Origin of the sequence: Streptococcus oralis, assembly GCF_015561235.1 — a bacterium.
Taxonomy (GTDB): Bacteria; Bacillota; Bacilli; order Lactobacillales; family Streptococcaceae; genus Streptococcus; species Streptococcus oralis_BK.
The window spans coordinates 173,558-190,662 of sequence record NZ_JADMTC010000001.1; the positions used below are offsets into that span (position 1 = coordinate 173,558).

The following is a 17,105-nucleotide window of genomic DNA, read 5'->3' on the forward strand; positions in this document are numbered from 1 at the left end:
AGAGATGGTAAAATAGACGAGTGAAACTAAGACAGAAAAAAGCAAAAAACAAGCTACTTTTACAGTATGGAATCGGCATTGCTCTGGTAGTACTAGTCATGACGACTTCCTTCCTTTATTTGATATCACTCAGCATGAAACCCTATCAAGATGCTAGGGTTGAAGGAGAAAAACTGGCCAAGCAGTATGCAGAATTGGAACAGGCAGATCAGGTTGATTTCTATAATGGACTAGAAGGTTATTACAGCGTTCTGGGACGTAATAAAAAGCAAGAGGCCATTGCCGTACTGATTGAAAAGAATGACCACAAGATTTATGTTTATCAGCTTGATAAGGGGATTTCTCAAGACAAGGCAGCGACGATTTCGAGGGAAAAAGGAGCTAGCGACATTGACAAGATTACTTTTGGTCGCTATCAGGACAAGCCGATTTGGGAAGTTAAGTCAGGAAACCAGTACTATCTGGTTGACTTTGAAACAGGAGCAGTGATCCAATAAGGAGGGCATATGAAACTATCCAAACGTGTACTAGAAATGGAAGAAAGTGTCACTCTAGCCAGTGATGCAAGAGCCAAAGCATTAAAAGCTCAAGGAAAAGATGTTCTTTTCTTAACCTTGGGACAGCCAGATTTTCATACTCCTGAAAATATTCAGGATGCGGCGGTGGAAGCGATTCGTGACGGACGAGCTTCCTTTTATACAGTTGCTTCAGGCCTACCAGAGTTAAAAGCGGCGGTTAATACCTATTTTGAACGCTATTATGGGTATTCTGTCGCAGCCAACGAGGTTACTTTTGCCACTGGTGCCAAGTTCTCTCTCTACACCTTCTTTATGGCTGTGGTCAATCCTGGCGATGAGGTCATCATTCCTACACCTTACTGGGTCAGCTATGGAGATCAGGTCAAGATGGCAGAAGGTGTGCCAGTCTTTGTCCAGGCCAAGGAAGACAATCACTTTAAGGTGACAGTCGAGCAGCTAGAAGCGGCTCGAACAGACAAGACTAAGGTCTTGGTTCTCAATTCGCCATCAAATCCGACTGGTATGATTTACTCTCGTGAGGAGCTCATGGCTATCGGAAATTGGGCGGTTGAACATGATGTCCTTATCCTAGCAGATGATATTTACGGTCGTTTGGTTTATAACGGGAATGAATTTGTTCCAATTTCTAGTCTGTCAGAAGCCATTCGCAAGCAAACCATCGTGATTAATGGTGTATCTAAGGCCTATGCCATGACTGGTTGGCGGGTAGGTTATGCGGTGGGAAATCCTGAATTTATAGCTGCTATGAGCAAATTGACAGGACAAACGACTTCAAATCTGACAGCAGTGTCTCAATATGCTACCATTGAAGCCCTTACTGGATCGCAAGACTCTGTTGAAACCATGCGTCAAGCCTTTGAAGAACGTTTGAATACCATTTATCCACTCTTGTGCCAAGTGCCAGGATTCGAAGTTGTCAAGCCCCAAGGTGCCTTCTATCTCTTCCCAAATGTTAAAAAAGCGATGGAAATGAAGGGTTATACCGATGTGACAGAGTTTACAACAGCTATTCTCGAAGAAGTCGGCCTTGCATTGATTACAGGAGCAGGGTTTGGAGCACCAGAAAATGTTCGTCTCAGCTATGCCACAGACTTGGATACATTAAAAGAAGCTATTCGTCGCTTGCATCAATTTATGGAAAAATAAAACTTAGAATCTTCGCCTTTTTAGCGAAGATTTTTTGTAACGAAAATCTCGCGATTTTTCTTTAGTAGAACCTAGATATCGCAGCCCATTTATGGTAAAATAGTGGGTAATGACGTCTTCGGACAAGTTAAACGAAAAAAGGAAGATAGATTATGACAAAACGTGTAACAATTATCGATGTAAAAGACTACGTTGGTCAAGAAGTGACCATTGGAGCCTGGGTTGCCAACAAATCAGGAAAAGGAAAAATTGCCTTCTTGCAATTGCGTGATGGAACTGCCTTCTTCCAAGGTGTAGCCTTTAAACCAAACTTTATTGAAAAATTTGGTGAAGAGGTAGGTCTTGAAAAATTTGACACCATCAAACGCTTGAGCCAAGAAACTTCTGTTTATGTGACAGGAATTGTCAAAGAAGACGAACGTTCTAAGTTTGGCTATGAGTTGGATATTACAGACATCGAAGTCATCGGTGAATCTCAAGACTACCCAATCACACCAAAAGAACACGGAACTGACTTCTTGATGGACAACCGTCACTTATGGCTCCGCTCTCGTAAGCAAGTAGCGGTTATGCAAATCCGTAACGCGATTATCTATGCGACTTATGAGTTTTTCGACAAGAACGGCTTCATGAAATTTGATAGCCCAATTCTTTCAGGAAATGCGGCAGAGGATTCAACTGAACTCTTTGAAACAGACTACTTTGGAACGCCAGCCTACTTGAGCCAATCAGGTCAGCTTTATCTTGAAGCGGGTGCTATGGCCCTTGGTCGTGTCTTTGACTTTGGTCCAGTATTCCGTGCGGAAAAATCAAAAACTCGCCGTCACTTGACTGAGTTCTGGATGATGGACGCAGAGTACTCATACTTGACACATGACGAGTCACTTGACTTGCAAGAAGCCTATGTTAAAGCTTTACTCCAAGGTGTTTTGGATCGTGCTCCTCAAGCCTTGGAAACCTTGGAACGCGATACTGAACTTTTGAAACGCTACATTGCAGAGCCGTTCAAACGCATCACTTATGATCAAGCCATTGACCTCTTGCAAGAGCATGAAAATGATGAAGACGCTGACTATGAACATCTCGAGCATGGAGATGACTTCGGTTCACCACACGAAACATGGATTTCAAACCACTTTGGTGTTCCAACTTTCGTTATCAACTACCCAGCAGCTATCAAGGCCTTCTACATGAAACCAGTTCCTGGAAATCCAGAACGCGTGCTTTGTGCAGACTTGCTTGCACCAGAAGGCTATGGAGAAATCATCGGAGGTTCTATGCGTGAGGAAGACTACGACGCCCTTGTCGCTAAGATGGATGAACTTGGCATGGATCGTACAGAATATGAATTTTACCTTGACCTTCGTAAATACGGTACAGTGCCACACGGTGGATTTGGTATCGGTATCGAGCGTATGGTAACTTTCGCAGCAGGTACAAAACACATCCGTGAAGCGATTCCATTCCCACGTATGTTGCACCGTATCAAACCATAAGCTAATAAAAGAAGATAATTTTATCTTCTTTTTTCACTTTTCTCTTGCTATCTACTAGTATTTCTAGTATAATAGTCTATTGTGAGCAAACCTCACTTACCCCTTGCAACGACTGGGGGTCATTAGACCAAAAGGAGGAACATATCAATGGCTAAATACGAAATTCTTTATATCATTCGTCCAAACATTGAAGAAGAAGCGAAAAACGCTTTGGTAGCACGTTTTGACTCTATCTTGACTGACAACGGTGCAACTGTTGTTGAATCAAAAGATTGGGAAAAACGTCGTCTTGCATACGAAATCCAAGATTTCCGCGAAGGACTTTACCACATCGTTAACGTTGAAGCAAACGACGACGCAGCTCTTAAAGAGTTTGACCGTCTTTCAAAAATCAACGCTGACATTCTTCGTCACATGATCGTCAAACTTGACGCGTAAGAAGGTAGATTATGATTAACAATGTTGTACTTGTAGGGCGTATGACACGTGATGCTGAGTTGCGTTATACCCCATCAAATGTAGCAGTTGCGACTTTTACTCTTGCAGTAAACCGTACATTCAAGAGTCAAAATGGCGAACGTGAGGCTGATTTCATCAATGTCGTTATGTGGCGCCAACAGGCTGAAAATCTTGCTAACTGGGCTAAAAAAGGCTCTCTTATCGGGATTACAGGTCGTATCCAGACTCGTAGTTACGATAACCAGCAAGGACAACGTGTTTACGTAACAGAAGTCGTGGCGGATAATTTCCAAATGTTGGAAAGCCGCGGAGTGCGTGAAGGACATTCAAGTGGCGCTTATTCTGCACCAACTGCTGGTCAATCAGCACCTGCAAACCCAGTACCAGACTTTTCACGTTCTGAAAATCCATTTGGAGCAACCAATCCATTGGACATTTCAGATGATGATTTACCATTCTAATGGACAATTAATACTATAAAGGAGAAAAAACATGGCTCAACAACGTCGTGGCGGATTCAAACGCCGTAAAAAAGTTGATTACATCGCAGCAAACAAAATTGAATATGTTGATTACAAAGATACTGAGCTTCTTAGCCGTTTCGTTTCAGAACGTGGGAAAATTCTTCCTCGTCGTGTAACTGGAACTTCAGCTAAAAACCAACGTAAAGTAACAACAGCTATCAAACGCGCTCGCGTAATGGCTTTGATGCCTTTCGTAAACGAAGATTAAAAAAGAGGTCCGGTGGACCTCTTTTTCACGAGCTTTGAAATGAGAAGGCGAGTTGAGGTCCAGTGGACCTCTTTTTCATGAGCTTGAAAACAAGAAAGTGAATTAAGACCCGAGTGGGTCTTTTTTTCAGCCCTCGGTTGGACAGAGCTCCTTTTTTCTTACTAGGTTATTTCTTTTAATTTTTATTATCGTGCTATAATAGTAGGAGAAAGCTTTAAAGGAGCAACTTATGAAGACGACTTGTTCAATTAGAAAAATGCAAGAATCTGACATTAAAGATCTCTCTCGAGGATTTACTAGCCAAGGTTGGCCAAGTAGAGAGGAGATTTTAACTCGATATTTTAAGGAGCAGAAAAGTGGGGAGAGAGAGGTATTAGTTGCAGAGATTGATGGTGTTGTAGCGGGCTACATTACTATTTTACCCGATGCTAAGCAGGGGCCCTTTGCTAGAATGGCTCCAGAACTTTCAGATTTCAATGTCTTTGAACCCTTTCAAAATCAAGGTATTGGCAATCTCTTGCTGGAAGAAGCAGAAAAACGAGTAAAGCTTTTTTCGGACAAAGTGACGTTGGGTGTAGGTTTGCACTCAGACTATGGACCTGCCCAGAGATTGTACATCAAACGAGGCTATATTCCAGATGGGACGGGTGTTTGGTATCAGAACTATCAACCGGCCATAAATGCAGTTTGTGAAGATATCGGAGAATTGGTCTTGTATCTATCCAAAGATTTGATGTAAGATAGGTATTTAACCTTTAACCTTAAAATATAGTTAGAACCCGCGGTCCCTTTTTCATCAGAAAGAGGGAGTTTTTGTTTTACATTAATTGCTCTATTCTTTAAAAAGGTTAAATATAATTGTTTGAAATATCAAGATAAAAATAATTATTTAAAAAGTATATATTTTAATTCTTTTAATAAAGAGGCTATTTTCACAGAAAGCTTAAAAAAGCCTTAAACAACTACGTTTACACGGTGTAAACTTTATTGTTACAAAAAAATTACAGTTTGTTAAAATTAAATTAAATGCAAGACTATACTTTGGAAAAAGTTTGACTTTTAAATTAATAGTCGGTAAAATAATTAAGGACATTCAAATTAATTTAACTTTTGAATAATTCGATAGTCAAATTAATCTTACAAGTCAAATCTTATGATAGTCAAAGGATACCATAATGAAAAAACTTAAAGTGATGGTTGTTTTTGGAACACGACCAGAAGCCATCAAAATGGCCCCTTTAGTGTTGGAGTTGCAAAAACATAGTGATACGATTGAAACAATTACTGTTGTGACAGCTCAACACCGTCAAATGCTAGATCAAGTTCTTGAAACATTTCGAATTCAGCCTAACTATGATTTAGATATTATGGGGAAAAACCAGTCTCTTTTAGACATTACTGGAAAAATCCTCGAAAAATTTGATTCTGTTGTTAAGCAAGAATTTCCAGATATAATTCTTGTTCATGGTGATACTACAACGACCTTTGGAGCAAGTTTAGTAGGTTTTTACAATCAGGTTCGAATCGGGCATGTTGAAGCTGGATTGAGAACATTTGATAAGTATTCTCCTTTCCCAGAAGAAATGAATCGCCAAATGACTGACAATCTTGCTGATCTTTATTTTGCTCCAACTAGTGAGAGTAGAGATAATCTCCTCAAGGAAAATCATCCTGAGTCTGCTATTGTTATTACGGGAAATACGGCTATCGATGCATTGAAACTCACTGTTCAATCAGACTACCATCATGAAGTTCTAGATCAATTGGATCCTTCCAAAAAGCTTGTTTTAGTAACTATGCACCGTCGTGAAAATCAAGGCCAACCGATGCGTAATGTCTTTACAGCTTTACGCCAAATGGTTGATATCCATTCTGAATTAGAGGTGGTCTACCCAGTTCATCTCAGTCCTGCTGTGCAAGAAGCGGCAAAGGATATTCTATCTGGTCATGACCGCAGTCACTTGATTGAACCTTTAGATGTACTCGATTTCCATAATTTAGCATCTAAAAGTTATTTTATTATGACCGACTCGGGTGGTGTCCAAGAAGAGGCACCTTCCCTCGGAAAACCTGTTCTTGTCCTTCGAGATACAACGGAACGTCCAGAAGGGGTTCGTGCAGGAACCTTGAAACTAGTTGGGACTGATCCAGTACGTGTGAAAGAAGCTATGACAGCTCTCTTAACAGATGAAACTCTTTATAGAAAAATGTCTCAGGCACCAAATCCATATGGTGATGGAAGAGCATCTGAACGAATCGTTCAGGCTATACTACATTATTTTGGAATGGCTGAATCTGTATCTGAATTTAAAGAAGGAGAAGAGGCATAATGAAAAACTGGAATAAATTTAGAAATTGGGTAGTCGCCTTTCTGGGTTGTGAGTTGATTCTTTTAGGTCTTTCTTTTCTCTTTGCTCGAGATATTATTTTAGAGCAAATTATATTTCTAATCCTAGCCTTATTTGCTGTCTTAGTTTTATCTGACTTGTTGCTTACTTGGTTACTTTTATTGGCGCTTGGTATTGGACTTATCTTTTTGTCATCGGGTATTGTCTATATACCAATCGTTCAACTGTTGTTCTTGCTAGTGAGTTTCCCTCTGTTAATTGGGATTTTAATCAAAGTCCGTAATTATTATTTTAAGGCAAAATCAATGGTGCAGGATCAAGTAGAAATCGCTAGAGAAGATTACAAATCAATGTATCAGATTTCGGAAGAAGGGGTGATTCAATCCCTATTGATTCATTGGTCCCATGAAGATCTGTTTTTCCAGATTAAACCTAAAGAACATAATCTGATGCTCAGTCGCATTCAAGAGGTAATTGCTAAGGAATTGAGTTACAATGATAAGCTCTATTACGTTTCAGATGGGAATTTTCTTGTTCTATCTAATAGTAATCAACATTCTTTGAATCAACTCTATTTGAATGGTTTGCAGGAGAAACTAAGCAGTTTAGTTTTTCATGGAGAAGATGGAAACCAAGGAATTCAATTCCAAACAGGTTACCTAGTGATTAACTCTGAGAATAGAAGTAAATATAAAGACTACTCAGATGTTACTAGTCATCTCAAACGTCAATTAGAGACAGATGTAATTGTAGAATATTAGGAGGGAAACATGACTCTAACCAATATATTTTTTGGCATTGCTTTGGGACTCAGTCTCACCTTTGGCATTTGTTTTGTCATACTATTTATTGCTTATAATGTACTTTACCATCGAGTGAATAAAAATTTTAAGGCGGTGAATCATGATTAGTCAAATCTTAATGATTTTTACTCTGCTTACTATTTGGATTTCTCTGGCTTGGGGTTTGGTAATTCTCTTTTCAGCAGTACACTTTTGGTTTAAACACAGTAATTTTCGTGTAGACACTTCGCCACTACCTTATTACCCTAAGGTCACCATTGTTGTACCTGCTCATAATGAGGATGTGGTTATTGCCCAAACGGCAAAAGCTATTTTGGACATGAATTATCCTCACGATCGTGTGGAGTTGCTCTTGTTTGCGGATAACTGTTCGGACAACACCTATTCAGAGTGTTTGTCTGTACAAGCCATGCCTGAATATGCAGGAAGAAATCTGACTATTATCGACCGTACTGGTACGGGAGGAAAAGCAGGCGTTCTAAACGATGCTTTGAAGATGGCAAGAGGTGAATATATATGTGTCTATGATGCAGATGCTATGCCTGAAAAAAATGCTCTTTATTTCCTTGTGAAGGAAGTGATGAAGGATCCAGAACGTCATGTGGCATCTTTCGGCCGCAACAAGACTCGAAACGCTAATCAAAATTTCTTGACTCGTTGTATTAACCAGGAAATCGTTGTTACTCAGCGCGTGCACCACGTTGGGATGTGGCATCTCTTTAAAATTGGGCGTATTCCAGGAACCAACTTTATCATTCAAACCGACTTTGTAAAGAGTATCGGTGGTTGGAAAAATGGTGCCTTAACCGAGGATACCGATATTTCCTTCAAAATCATGCAGAGTGGTAAATTGATTGCCCTTGCCTATAATTCAGAGGCTTTCCAACAAGAACCTGAGACCTTAAAGAGTTACTATATGCAGCGTAAACGTTGGGCTAAAGGAAACTACGAAGTTGTTCTATCAAACTTTAAGCATTTATTTGGCAGAGCAAACTGGCGAGTTAAACTAGAAGTCTTTAACTATTCTTGTGTTTTCTTTTGGTTTAACTTTGCCATTGTTCTATCGGATTTGATTTTCCTAGCGAATGTGCTAGCGATCTGCCTTAATCTTTTCTTCCCAGATGTCAGGGTTCCATTTGCTTTTGATGCGGACAATATCTACATCGCCCAGCTCATGCTCTTCAACTGGATTCTCATGATTGGTCTTTATTTGATGCAAATTATGACAGCATTGGCAAGTCAATTTGGACAAGCTACTACAAAGCAAATTTGGTTGGCTTTGGCTGCCTATTTCACTTATGCACAGATGTTTATCGTTGTTTCCATTGATTCCATTTCTTCAATCGTGCTGGACAAAGTACTCCGACGAAAAGAAACCAAGTGGGTTAAAACCAAGCGATTTGCAGGATAGGAGGATTTATGAAAACGAATAAATTAAAATATGTATGGTTTGTGCTCATCCTTTCTATCTTTTGTTTAACCTTGTTTTTGGCAAGAGGAAGGAGTAAAGTTGAAATGCGCAATCGTATTTACCGCCAATGGAGTGAACAGTTTCTTGTGACTAAGGGAGATCAGTCCTATGTCCGTACGACGAATGATTCTGAGGAAACAACCGTTCTATCAGAAGCTCAAAGTTACGGCATGCTCATAACGGTTTTAGCAGCCCAAAAAGGGCAAGCGAGTCAAGCAGATTTTGATAGTCTTTATCGTTATTTCCTAAATCATCGTATTGAGGGAACGCAGTTGATGTCTTGGAAGCAAGTAATCAAAAATGATAGCGAAACGGTTGAGAAACAAAATGCAACTGATGGAGATCTCTATATCGCTTATTCCTTAATTGAAGCTGCCAAACAGTGGCCTGATAAAGCACAGGAATACCAGGAGCAAGCTAAAAAAATCTTGGATGATATCCTTCAATACAATTACAACGAAGAGACAGGTGTCCTAACAGTAGGGAACTGGGCCAACAAGGATTCCGATTACTATTATTTGATGCGGACGTCTGATACTCTTCCTCACTATTTCCAATCTTTCTATGACCTGACTGGAAACAAACAGTGGTTAGATGTTAAGGATAAGATGCTTGGTCATCTGGAGCAAATCAGTTCTCATTCTGATACGGGCCTCTTGCCAGACTTTATCTGGGCTGAGAAGTATGGGGCACGACTTGTTGATGCCAACACTATCGAATCTCAATACGATGGGGCTTATTCTTATAATGCTTGTCGTTTGCCTTATCACTTGTCTCAAAGTCAAGATGAAAGAAGTCAAAAAGTCGTTCAAAAGATGATGAATTTCTTTATGAAAGAACAACGTATCTATGCTGGCTATGATTTGAATGGAACGGCCCTTAATCAATACCAGGCAGGTAGTTTCTTGGCCCCGATTACCTATGCGTCTGACAAGGGAGAAGGTTATCTGAAACTTCTTCAACAAAATAAATACATTTTCACACAAGATTTACCTTTGGATAACTACTATGATGCAACGATGATTACCATGATTGCTCTGGAGTTGTTCTAGGATGAAGAGGGCTAGTCTCACTGGCTCTCTTTTTGATAGGATTTTCATCTTTTTTCAAAAAAGGAATTTCATCAGCTTTATGGTATAATGGAAAGAGTGATGGAAAAGAGGTAGAGAGATGGATGCGAAATTAAAATACAAGGCAAAAAAGATTAAAATCGTCTTTTTTGATATTGATGATACCTTGCGTACGTCAAAGACAGGTTTTATTCCGGCTACAATTCCCACTGTTTTTAAACAGTTACGTGAAAAAGGAATCTTAACAGGAATTGCCTCTGGTCGTGGCATTTTTGGTGTCGTTCCAGAGATTCGTGAGCTCAAGCCGGACTTTTTTGTAACCCTGAATGGGGCCTATATCGAAGATAAAAAAGGCCAGGTCATTTTTCAACATCAGATTGAGAAGTCAGATGTTGAGGAGTATATCTCTTGGACGAAGGAAGAGGGAATTGAATACGGCCTGGTTGGTAGTCATGACGCTAAACTCTCCACGCGAACAGAACTGATCAGTGAGGCGATTGATCCGATTTATCCGAACCTGGGTGTGGATCCTGACTTTCATGAAAAAGCAGAAATATACCAGATGTGGACCTTTGAGGATAAAGGGGATGACTTGCACCTACCAGATAGTCTCTCGGGTGAACTTCGCATGGTGCGTTGGCATGAACATTCATCTGATATCGTGCCTATTTCAGGATCCAAAGCCACAGGTGTAGCCAAGGTGGTGGAACATTTAGGCTTGAAACCAGAGAATGTTATGGTCTTTGGGGATGGTCTCAATGACTTGGAACTCTTTGATTATGCTGGAATCAGTATTGCTATGGGAATTTCTCATGATAAAATCAAAGAAAAAGCGGATTATATTACAAAAACAGTAGAAGAAGATGGCATTTTTGATGCCTTAGAAGGATTTGGTATGGTAGAAAAAGAATTGCATTTCCCACAAGTAGACATTGAAACAGTAGAAGGGCCGTTGGCGACTATTAAGACAAATCACGGAGACTTGCGTATCAAGCTCTTCCCTGAACAGGCTCCCAAAACGGTTGCCAACTTTGTTGCTCTGTCAAAAGACGGTTACTATGATGGTGTGATTTTCCATCGTATTATCAAGGACTTTATGATCCAAGGCGGAGACCCAACTGGTACTGGTATGGGTGGTGAGTCAATCTACGGCGACTCTTTTGAAGATGAATTTTCAGAAGAACTCTACAATATCCGTGGTGCCCTTTCTATGGCCAATGCTGGTCCAAATACCAATGGTAGCCAGTTCTTTATCGTTCAAAACCAACATTTGCCGTACTCTAAGAAAGAGATTGCGCGTGGTGGCTGGCCTGAACCAATCGCTGAGATTTATGCAGAACAAGGTGGAACTCCTCATCTTGACCGCCGCCATACTGTTTTTGGGCAATTGGTAGATGCAGAATCTTTTGCGGTCTTGGATGCCATTGCAGCTGTTGAGACAGGTGCAATGGACAAACCAGTTGAAGATGTAGTAATTGAAACGATTGAAATTGAGGACTAGAATGAAAATTGGTGATAAGCTAACTGGGCGTATTACAGGAATTCAGCCCTATGGTGCCTTTGTTGAGTTAGAGACAGGGGTGACAGGGCTGATTCACATCTCGGAGATTCGGACGGGATTTATTGAAAATATCTATGAAGTTTTGAAAATTGGTGAAGAAGTGCAAGTTCAGGTTGTTGATTTGGATGAATTTACTGGTAAAGCCAGTCTTTCCATCCGCACTCTGGAAGAAGAAAAACATCAGCTACCAAGACGGAGACGTTTTTCAAATGATCGGATCAAGCATGGTTTTGCTCCACTTGGGCGAATGATGCCAATCTGGACAAAGGAAGCCCTCAATAATCTGAGAGAGAAAAACTAGTCTATTAGATTTCGTATCTTTTATTAAAATCATATATGCAAGAACAATTATTAAAACCAGGAGAGCGAATCAATCAGCTCTTTTCGACAGATATCAAGATCATTCAAAATAAAGAGGTGTTTAGCTATTCGGTGGATAGTGTTCTCTTATCACGCTTTCCTCGCTTCCCTAAACGGGGTTTAATTGTGGACTTTTGTGCAGGAAATGGGGCAGTAGGGCTTTTTGCCAGCACTCGTACTCAGGCGCAGATATTATCTGTAGAGATTCAGGAGCGCTTGGCAGATATGGCAGAGCGTTCGGTTCGGTTGAATGGTTTGGAAGAGCAGATGCAGGTCATCTGTGATGATTTGAAAAATATGCCTGCTCACATCCAAGGAAGTAAGGTGGATATGATCTTGTGTAATCCGCCTTATTTCAAGGTGGATCCACATTCCAATCTCAACGAGAGTGAACACTACCTTCTGGCCAGACACGAAATTGCGACTAACCTAGAAGAAATTTGCCGAAGCGCTCAGAGTATTCTCAAGTCAAATGGGCGTTTGGCCATGGTCCATCGTCCTGATCGACTCTTGGATATATTAGACATGTTGCAACACCATAATTTAGCTCCTAAGCGCCTGCAATTTGTCTATCCTAAACGTGAGAAGGAGGCCAATATGCTCTTAATCGAAGCTATCAAAGATGGCTCTACGAGTGGTTTCAAGATCTTGCCACCACTCATTGTTCACAATGATGATGGTTCCTATACACCAGAAATTCAAGAGATTTACTATGGATCATAAGGCCTATATGTATGTGGTGGAGTGCCGTGACGGTTCTTACTATACGGGCTATACAACGGATGTGAAGAAACGCCTTGCCGTTCATAATAGTGGTAAGGGAGCCAAGTATACCCGAGCTCGCTTGCCAGTCAAACTCATCTATGTAGAGGGTTTTGCCAGTAAGGAAGAAGCCATGTCTGCCGAAGCTCTCCTCAAACGAAAGGAACGTCCACAGAAAGAACGATTTTTATCCGAAAATCAAGATAAAAATCTAGTCAACCATATTGATGTCTAACGAGGAGTCTTTTGGCTCCTCTTACTTTTGTCAAAAGAGGAAAAAAGTGCTACAATAAGTTGAATAAATTTAAAGAGGTATTATCATGTCTAAGATTCTAGTATTTGGTCACCAAAATCCAGACTCAGATGCCATCGGGTCATCTGTAGCCTTTGCTTACCTTGCAAAAGAAGCTTATGGATTGGACACAGAAGCGGTTGCTCTCGGTACTCCAAACGAAGAAACAGCCTTTGTTTTGAACTATTTTGGTGTAGAAGCACCACGCGTCATCACATCTGCCAAAGCAGAAGGTGCAGAACAAGTCATCTTGACTGACCACAATGAATTCCAACAATCAGTGTCAGATATCGCTGAAGTAGAAGTTTACGGAGTTGTGGACCACCACCGTGTGGCTAACTTTGAAACTGCAAGTCCGCTTTACATGCGTTTGGAACCAGTTGGATCAGCTTCATCTATCGTTTACCGCATGTTCAAAGAACATGGTGTAGCAGTTCCTAAAGAAATCGCAGGTTTGATGCTTTCAGGTTTGATTTCAGATACCCTTCTTTTGAAATCACCAACAACTCACCCATCTGATAAAGTCATTGCTCCTGAATTGGCAGAATTAGCAGGTGTAAACTTGGAAGAGTACGGTCTTGCAATGCTGAAAGCTGGTACAAACTTGGCAAGTAAATCTGCTGAAGAATTGATTGACATCGATGCTAAGACTTTTGAACTCAACGGAAATAAAGTTCGTGTTGCCCAAGTGAATACGGTTGATATTGCTGAAGTCTTGGAACGCCAATCAGAAATCGAAGCAGCAATGCAAGCGGCTAATGTGGCAAACGGCTACTCTGACTTTGTCTTGATGATTACAGACATCGTGAACTCAAACTCAGAAATTCTAGCTCTTGGGTCAAACATGGACAAGGTGGAAGCAGCTTTCAACTTCAAACTTGAAAACAACCACGCTTTCCTTCCAGGTGCTGTTTCACGTAAGAAACAAGTGGTGCCTCAGTTGACTGAGAGCTTCAATGCTTAAGATTTGGGGTGTCAGTTCAAAAACGGGAAGTCTAGTTTGACTTATATCGAAAGGGGTTTCGGCTCCTTTTTTTCTAGGAGAGAAAGATGTTAGAAAATGGCGATTTGATTTTTGTGAAGGATCTTTCAGATATGGGGCAGGCCATCCAAGCTTCTACTGGTAACTATAGTCATGTAGCCATCTTTTTGGACGGTTTCATCTACCATGCTAGTGGGCAAGCAGGGGTCATTTGTCAAGAACCGGCTGAATTTTTTGAACCGACTCATCTCTACGATCTTTATGTCTACCCAGAGATGGAAGTTGACTTGGTAAAGGAGAGAGCTAGAAAACGTTTAGGTGCACCCTATAATGCCTCTTTTTATCCAGATGGGGTTGGTTTTTACTGTTCTCAGTATATCGCGGAAATTCTTCCTGTTTTTGAGACTATTCCGATGCAATTTGGGGACGGGGAGCAGGAAATCAGTGATTTTTGGAGGGAATATTACAGGAAACTCGAACTTCCTGTACCTCTGAATCAACCAGGGACCAATCCTAGTCAACTAGCAGCATCCCCCCTTTTAGAATGTAAAGAAAGGAATCTTTATGATTCAGATTTTTAATCCCTCTCGTTTGACGAGACAGCCATTTTTTGGAGAATTGATCCGCTATCTGGACCAGCATGATGATGTGATTCTATGGGAAATCAAGGCTCAATTTCCAGAAGTAGCAGTTGATAAACTCATGGAAGAGTATATAAAGGCAGGCTTGATCCGAAGGGAAAACAAACGCTATTCACTCAATCTCCCTTTTCTAGAATCGATAGACAATCTATCCCTTGACCAAGAAATTTTTATCAGAGAAGATAGCTCAGTCTATCAAGCTTTGCTGAAGAAGACTTTTGAGACAGAATTGCGCAATCAAACCAATGCAGCCATTTTAGTCGAACGTACGGACTTTGCAAGAGAAAAGATGACCCTATCCAACTATTTCTACAAGGTCAAGAATCAATATCCTTTGACAGAAAAACAGCAGGAACTCTATGTCATTTTGGGAGATGTCAATCCTGAGTACGCCCTCAAGTATATGACGACTTTTTTACTGAAGTTCCTCAAAAAAGATCAGCTGATGCAGAAACGCCGTGATATCTTTGTGGATAGTTTGGTCGTCCTAGGCTATGTTGTGCAAAACGAAGAAGGGAAGTATGAGTTGGCTGTTGATTTCGACAAGGAACAGTTGACTTTCTATTTACCTTAATTGCTTCATTTCGAGCAGATTGTTTGACTTTGCTAAAGAATAAGCATAAACTGAATGTAAGCGATAACGTTTATCGTATTAAAAGCAAAGGAGACAGAGCTATGTCACTTGAAAATAAATTGGATCAAGCAACTGGTGCTATCAAAGAAGGATTTGGTAAAGTTACTGGCGATAGCAAGACAGAAGCAGAAGGTACTGTAGAAAAAACAGTTGCGAAAGCAAAAGAAGTTGTTGAAGATGCTAAAGGTGCTGTAGAAGGTGCCGTTGAAGGTCTTAAAAATTCATTTAAGAAAGAAGACTAAAAAAATCAAGGGAATGTTTCCCTTGATTTTTTATAGATAACGTTCTGCGATAGCTGCGTCTCCAGGATAGTCTTCTTTCTTTCCTTGGACGATTTGGTAGCAATCGGCTCCCTTACCTGCAATAATCACGGCATCAAGTTCTTGATTTGTGATGGCCATAGCCGCTTGGATAGCTTGTTCGCGATCGGCAATCTTTTCAACAGGATGGCTGATATAGCTACTGATTTCCTCTGCAATCGCCATTGGATCTTCATAGTTGGGATCATCAGCTGTTAGAAAGACTTGAATCTCAGGGTGTTGATTAAGGAGGAGCCCAAAGTCCTTGCGTCGACTTTCTCCTTTATTGCCTGTCGAACCGAGAACCAGAGCGATTTTCCCAGTTTGATGAGTTTCAACTACATTGATGAGTTTTTTCAGACTGTCGCCATTGTGGGCATAGTCGATGAAGACCTTGGCTCCGTTTTTCTGTGTGTGGACTTCCATGCGTCCAGGAACTCGGGTTGCAGCGATTCCTTTTTTGATGTCTTCTAGACTAGCACCTAGACGAAGGCAGGCAAGTCCTGCAGCAACGGCATTTTCTTGGTTGAAGTGTCCAATCAACTGGATATCATAATTTCCAGCAAGTTTACCAGTAGCTGAAAAGCTAAAGGCTTTGGAGTTCTCGATTTGGTTGTCAGACTTACTACCATAGAAATCATGGTCTTGATGTTCAACTTGTTCTTTCAGTACAGAGAAGTGGTCCATGTCGCTGTTAATGACAACTGCTCGGCTATTTTCCATCAAGAGACGCTTGTGGTAGAAGTAATCCTCAAAACTAGGATGCTCAATCGGTCCGATGTGATCAGGTGTAATGTTAAGAAAGACACCTACATCAAAGGTCAGGCCATAGACTCGATGAACAAGATAGGCTTGGCTAGAAACTTCCATTACAAGATGGGTTCGACCATTCTTAACAGCCTGAGCCATCATGTTGAAAAGATCGATGTTTTCAGGTGTTGAGAAGGAAGATTTAAAGAAGGTCTTGCCATCTAGAGTTGTATTCATAGTTGACAAGAGAGCTGTTGGGTAGCGTTGAGATAGGATGTGGTAAGCAAAGTAAGCAGATGTTGTCTTTCCTTTTGTCCCTGTGAAAGCAAGAATTTTTAGTTTCTCTTGCGGATTACCATAAAATTCCATCGCAATCAAACTCATGGCTTTCTTGATATCGTTCACAACGATGGCAGGGATACCGACCTCGTAGTCCTTTTCTGCGACATACCAAGCTAAGCCCTGACTTATAGCAGAAAGAAGGTATTCTTTTTTAAAGGCAGCGCCTTTTGCAAAAAAAAGAGTGCCTTCTTTTACTTTTCGGCTGTCATAACTGATGCTATCAAACACAACTTCACTGTAGTTGTAGTGGTAGTGTCCTTGGTCGATAATCTCGCGGAAGAGACCATCTTTCTTTAATATGTCTAATACGGTTTCAATCTTTATCATACTTTCTATTGTAAACCGAAAGTCTGAATTTTACAAGTAACAAGGAAAAGTTTATAATGGAAGATGAGGAAAATTTCCTAGTTATCAAAAT

20 protein-coding genes are annotated in these 17,105 nt (G+C 40.6%); 19 read left to right on the forward strand and 1 reads right to left on the reverse strand.

The features are described 5' to 3' along the window. Positions 1-20 precede the first annotated feature (20 nt). From I2H52_RS00995 to I2H52_RS01085, 19 genes are all read left to right on the forward strand, one after another. On the forward strand, positions 21-497 hold the full coding sequence (locus tag I2H52_RS00995) for a DUF5590 domain-containing protein (protein WP_045616836.1): 477 nt from the start codon (positions 21-23) through the stop codon (positions 495-497). A 9-nt stretch (positions 498-506) separates the two neighbouring features. Continuing rightward, positions 507-1,685: a pyridoxal phosphate-dependent aminotransferase gene (locus I2H52_RS01000; RefSeq protein WP_195593766.1), complete on the forward strand. Its 1,179-nt coding sequence runs from the start codon at positions 507-509 to the stop codon at positions 1,683-1,685. Positions 1,686-1,837: 152 nt separating this feature from the next. Further along, the gene (asnS, locus tag I2H52_RS01005) at positions 1,838-3,181 is read left to right on the forward strand and encodes an asparagine--tRNA ligase (RefSeq protein ID WP_045616838.1); all 1,344 of its coding nucleotides are present in this window, start codon (positions 1,838-1,840) and stop codon (positions 3,179-3,181) included. A gap of 147 nt (positions 3,182-3,328) precedes the next feature. After that, a complete protein-coding gene (gene rpsF, locus I2H52_RS01010; RefSeq protein WP_002896497.1) occupies positions 3,329-3,619 on the forward strand; it encodes a 30S ribosomal protein S6 in 291 nt (96 codons plus the stop codon). Between the two features lie 11 nt (positions 3,620-3,630). Then, entirely contained in the window at positions 3,631-4,101 is a 471-nt protein-coding gene (locus I2H52_RS01015; RefSeq protein ID WP_045616839.1) for a single-stranded DNA-binding protein, read from the forward strand. A gap of 31 nt (positions 4,102-4,132) precedes the next feature. Continuing rightward, complete coding sequence (gene rpsR / locus I2H52_RS01020) at positions 4,133-4,372, forward strand: 30S ribosomal protein S18 (RefSeq protein ID WP_000068664.1); 240 nt, start codon at positions 4,133-4,135, stop codon at positions 4,370-4,372. Between the two features lie 229 nt (positions 4,373-4,601). Further along, entirely contained in the window at positions 4,602-5,111 is a 510-nt protein-coding gene (locus I2H52_RS01025) for a GNAT family N-acetyltransferase (RefSeq protein ID WP_045616840.1), read from the forward strand. Positions 5,112-5,547: 436 nt separating this feature from the next. Further along, the gene (gene wecB, locus I2H52_RS01030) at positions 5,548-6,702 is read left to right on the forward strand and encodes a non-hydrolyzing UDP-N-acetylglucosamine 2-epimerase (protein ID WP_195593768.1); all 1,155 of its coding nucleotides are present in this window, start codon (positions 5,548-5,550) and stop codon (positions 6,700-6,702) included. Beyond that, a complete protein-coding gene (locus tag I2H52_RS01035; RefSeq protein WP_045616841.1) occupies positions 6,702-7,481 on the forward strand; it encodes a hypothetical protein in 780 nt (259 codons plus the stop codon). The genes wecB and I2H52_RS01035 overlap by 1 nt, the downstream gene beginning before the upstream one ends. Before the next feature lie 142 nt (positions 7,482-7,623). Then, complete coding sequence (locus I2H52_RS01040; protein WP_045616842.1) at positions 7,624-8,934, forward strand: glycosyltransferase family 2 protein; 1,311 nt, start codon at positions 7,624-7,626, stop codon at positions 8,932-8,934. Positions 8,935-8,942: 8 nt separating this feature from the next. Then, positions 8,943-10,046, forward strand: coding sequence for a glycosyl hydrolase family 8 (locus tag I2H52_RS01045; RefSeq protein WP_045616843.1), 1,104 nt, complete (start codon positions 8,943-8,945; stop codon positions 10,044-10,046). A 118-nt stretch (positions 10,047-10,164) separates the two neighbouring features. Beyond that, positions 10,165-11,565 (forward strand): bifunctional Cof-type HAD-IIB family hydrolase/peptidylprolyl isomerase, encoded by a 1,401-nt coding sequence (locus tag I2H52_RS01050; RefSeq protein WP_084939004.1) that lies wholly within the window; start codon positions 10,165-10,167, stop codon positions 11,563-11,565. A 1-nt stretch (position 11,566) separates the two neighbouring features. Beyond that, complete coding sequence (locus tag I2H52_RS01055; RefSeq protein WP_045616845.1) at positions 11,567-11,926, forward strand: S1 RNA-binding domain-containing protein; 360 nt, start codon at positions 11,567-11,569, stop codon at positions 11,924-11,926. A gap of 35 nt (positions 11,927-11,961) precedes the next feature. Beyond that, on the forward strand, positions 11,962-12,708 hold the full coding sequence (locus tag I2H52_RS01060) for a tRNA1(Val) (adenine(37)-N6)-methyltransferase (RefSeq protein ID WP_045616846.1): 747 nt from the start codon (positions 11,962-11,964) through the stop codon (positions 12,706-12,708). Beyond that, on the forward strand, positions 12,698-12,982 hold the full coding sequence (locus I2H52_RS01065) for a GIY-YIG nuclease family protein (protein ID WP_045616847.1): 285 nt from the start codon (positions 12,698-12,700) through the stop codon (positions 12,980-12,982). Before I2H52_RS01060 ends, I2H52_RS01065 begins: the two co-directional genes overlap by 11 nt. 85 nt (positions 12,983-13,067) lie before the next feature. After that, the gene (locus I2H52_RS01070) at positions 13,068-14,003 is read left to right on the forward strand and encodes a manganese-dependent inorganic pyrophosphatase (protein WP_084939005.1); all 936 of its coding nucleotides are present in this window, start codon (positions 13,068-13,070) and stop codon (positions 14,001-14,003) included. 86 nt (positions 14,004-14,089) lie between these two features. Next, positions 14,090-14,602 (forward strand): YiiX/YebB-like N1pC/P60 family cysteine hydrolase, encoded by a 513-nt coding sequence (locus I2H52_RS01075; RefSeq protein WP_045616849.1) that lies wholly within the window; start codon positions 14,090-14,092, stop codon positions 14,600-14,602. Next, the gene (locus I2H52_RS01080) at positions 14,586-15,236 is read left to right on the forward strand and encodes a DUF1803 domain-containing protein (protein ID WP_045616850.1); all 651 of its coding nucleotides are present in this window, start codon (positions 14,586-14,588) and stop codon (positions 15,234-15,236) included. Before I2H52_RS01075 ends, I2H52_RS01080 begins: the two co-directional genes overlap by 17 nt. A gap of 101 nt (positions 15,237-15,337) precedes the next feature. Beyond that, complete coding sequence (locus tag I2H52_RS01085) at positions 15,338-15,538, forward strand: CsbD family protein (protein WP_000051179.1); 201 nt, start codon at positions 15,338-15,340, stop codon at positions 15,536-15,538. Between the two features lie 30 nt (positions 15,539-15,568). On the opposite strand, the gene I2H52_RS01090 is transcribed toward I2H52_RS01085, so the two are convergent. Continuing rightward, on the reverse strand, positions 15,569-17,014 hold the full coding sequence (locus I2H52_RS01090) for a UDP-N-acetylmuramoyl-L-alanyl-D-glutamate--L-lysine ligase (RefSeq protein WP_045616851.1): 1,446 nt from the start codon (positions 17,012-17,014) through the stop codon (positions 15,569-15,571). Positions 17,015-17,105 lie beyond the last annotated feature (91 nt).

Bases quoted from the DNA above. Each gene is read 5' to 3' on its own strand.
- I2H52_RS01000 (WP_195593766.1), top strand. From the start codon at position 507: ATGAAACTATCCAAACGTGTACTAGAAATGGAAGAAAGTGTCACTCTA.
- asnS (WP_045616838.1), top strand. From the start codon at position 1,838: ATGACAAAACGTGTAACAATTATCGATGTAAAAGACTACGTTGGTCAA.
- rpsF (WP_002896497.1), top strand. From the start codon at position 3,329: ATGGCTAAATACGAAATTCTTTATATCATTCGTCCAAACATTGAAGAA.
- I2H52_RS01015 (WP_045616839.1), top strand. From the start codon at position 3,631: ATGATTAACAATGTTGTACTTGTAGGGCGTATGACACGTGATGCTGAG.
- rpsR (WP_000068664.1), top strand. From the start codon at position 4,133: ATGGCTCAACAACGTCGTGGCGGATTCAAACGCCGTAAAAAAGTTGAT.
- I2H52_RS01025 (WP_045616840.1), top strand. From the start codon at position 4,602: ATGAAGACGACTTGTTCAATTAGAAAAATGCAAGAATCTGACATTAAA.
- wecB (WP_195593768.1), top strand. From the start codon at position 5,548: ATGAAAAAACTTAAAGTGATGGTTGTTTTTGGAACACGACCAGAAGCC.
- I2H52_RS01035 (WP_045616841.1), top strand. From the start codon at position 6,702: ATGAAAAACTGGAATAAATTTAGAAATTGGGTAGTCGCCTTTCTGGGT.
- I2H52_RS01040 (WP_045616842.1), top strand. From the start codon at position 7,624: ATGATTAGTCAAATCTTAATGATTTTTACTCTGCTTACTATTTGGATT.
- I2H52_RS01045 (WP_045616843.1), top strand. From the start codon at position 8,943: ATGAAAACGAATAAATTAAAATATGTATGGTTTGTGCTCATCCTTTCT.
- I2H52_RS01050 (WP_084939004.1), top strand. From the start codon at position 10,165: ATGGATGCGAAATTAAAATACAAGGCAAAAAAGATTAAAATCGTCTTT.
- I2H52_RS01055 (WP_045616845.1), top strand. From the start codon at position 11,567: ATGAAAATTGGTGATAAGCTAACTGGGCGTATTACAGGAATTCAGCCC.
- I2H52_RS01060 (WP_045616846.1), top strand. From the start codon at position 11,962: ATGCAAGAACAATTATTAAAACCAGGAGAGCGAATCAATCAGCTCTTT.
- I2H52_RS01065 (WP_045616847.1), top strand. From the start codon at position 12,698: ATGGATCATAAGGCCTATATGTATGTGGTGGAGTGCCGTGACGGTTCT.
- I2H52_RS01070 (WP_084939005.1), top strand. From the start codon at position 13,068: ATGTCTAAGATTCTAGTATTTGGTCACCAAAATCCAGACTCAGATGCC.
- I2H52_RS01075 (WP_045616849.1), top strand. From the start codon at position 14,090: ATGTTAGAAAATGGCGATTTGATTTTTGTGAAGGATCTTTCAGATATG.
- I2H52_RS01080 (WP_045616850.1), top strand. From the start codon at position 14,586: ATGATTCAGATTTTTAATCCCTCTCGTTTGACGAGACAGCCATTTTTT.
- I2H52_RS01085 (WP_000051179.1), top strand. From the start codon at position 15,338: ATGTCACTTGAAAATAAATTGGATCAAGCAACTGGTGCTATCAAAGAA.
- I2H52_RS01090 (WP_045616851.1), bottom strand. From the start codon at position 17,014: ATGATAAAGATTGAAACCGTATTAGACATATTAAAGAAAGATGGTCTC.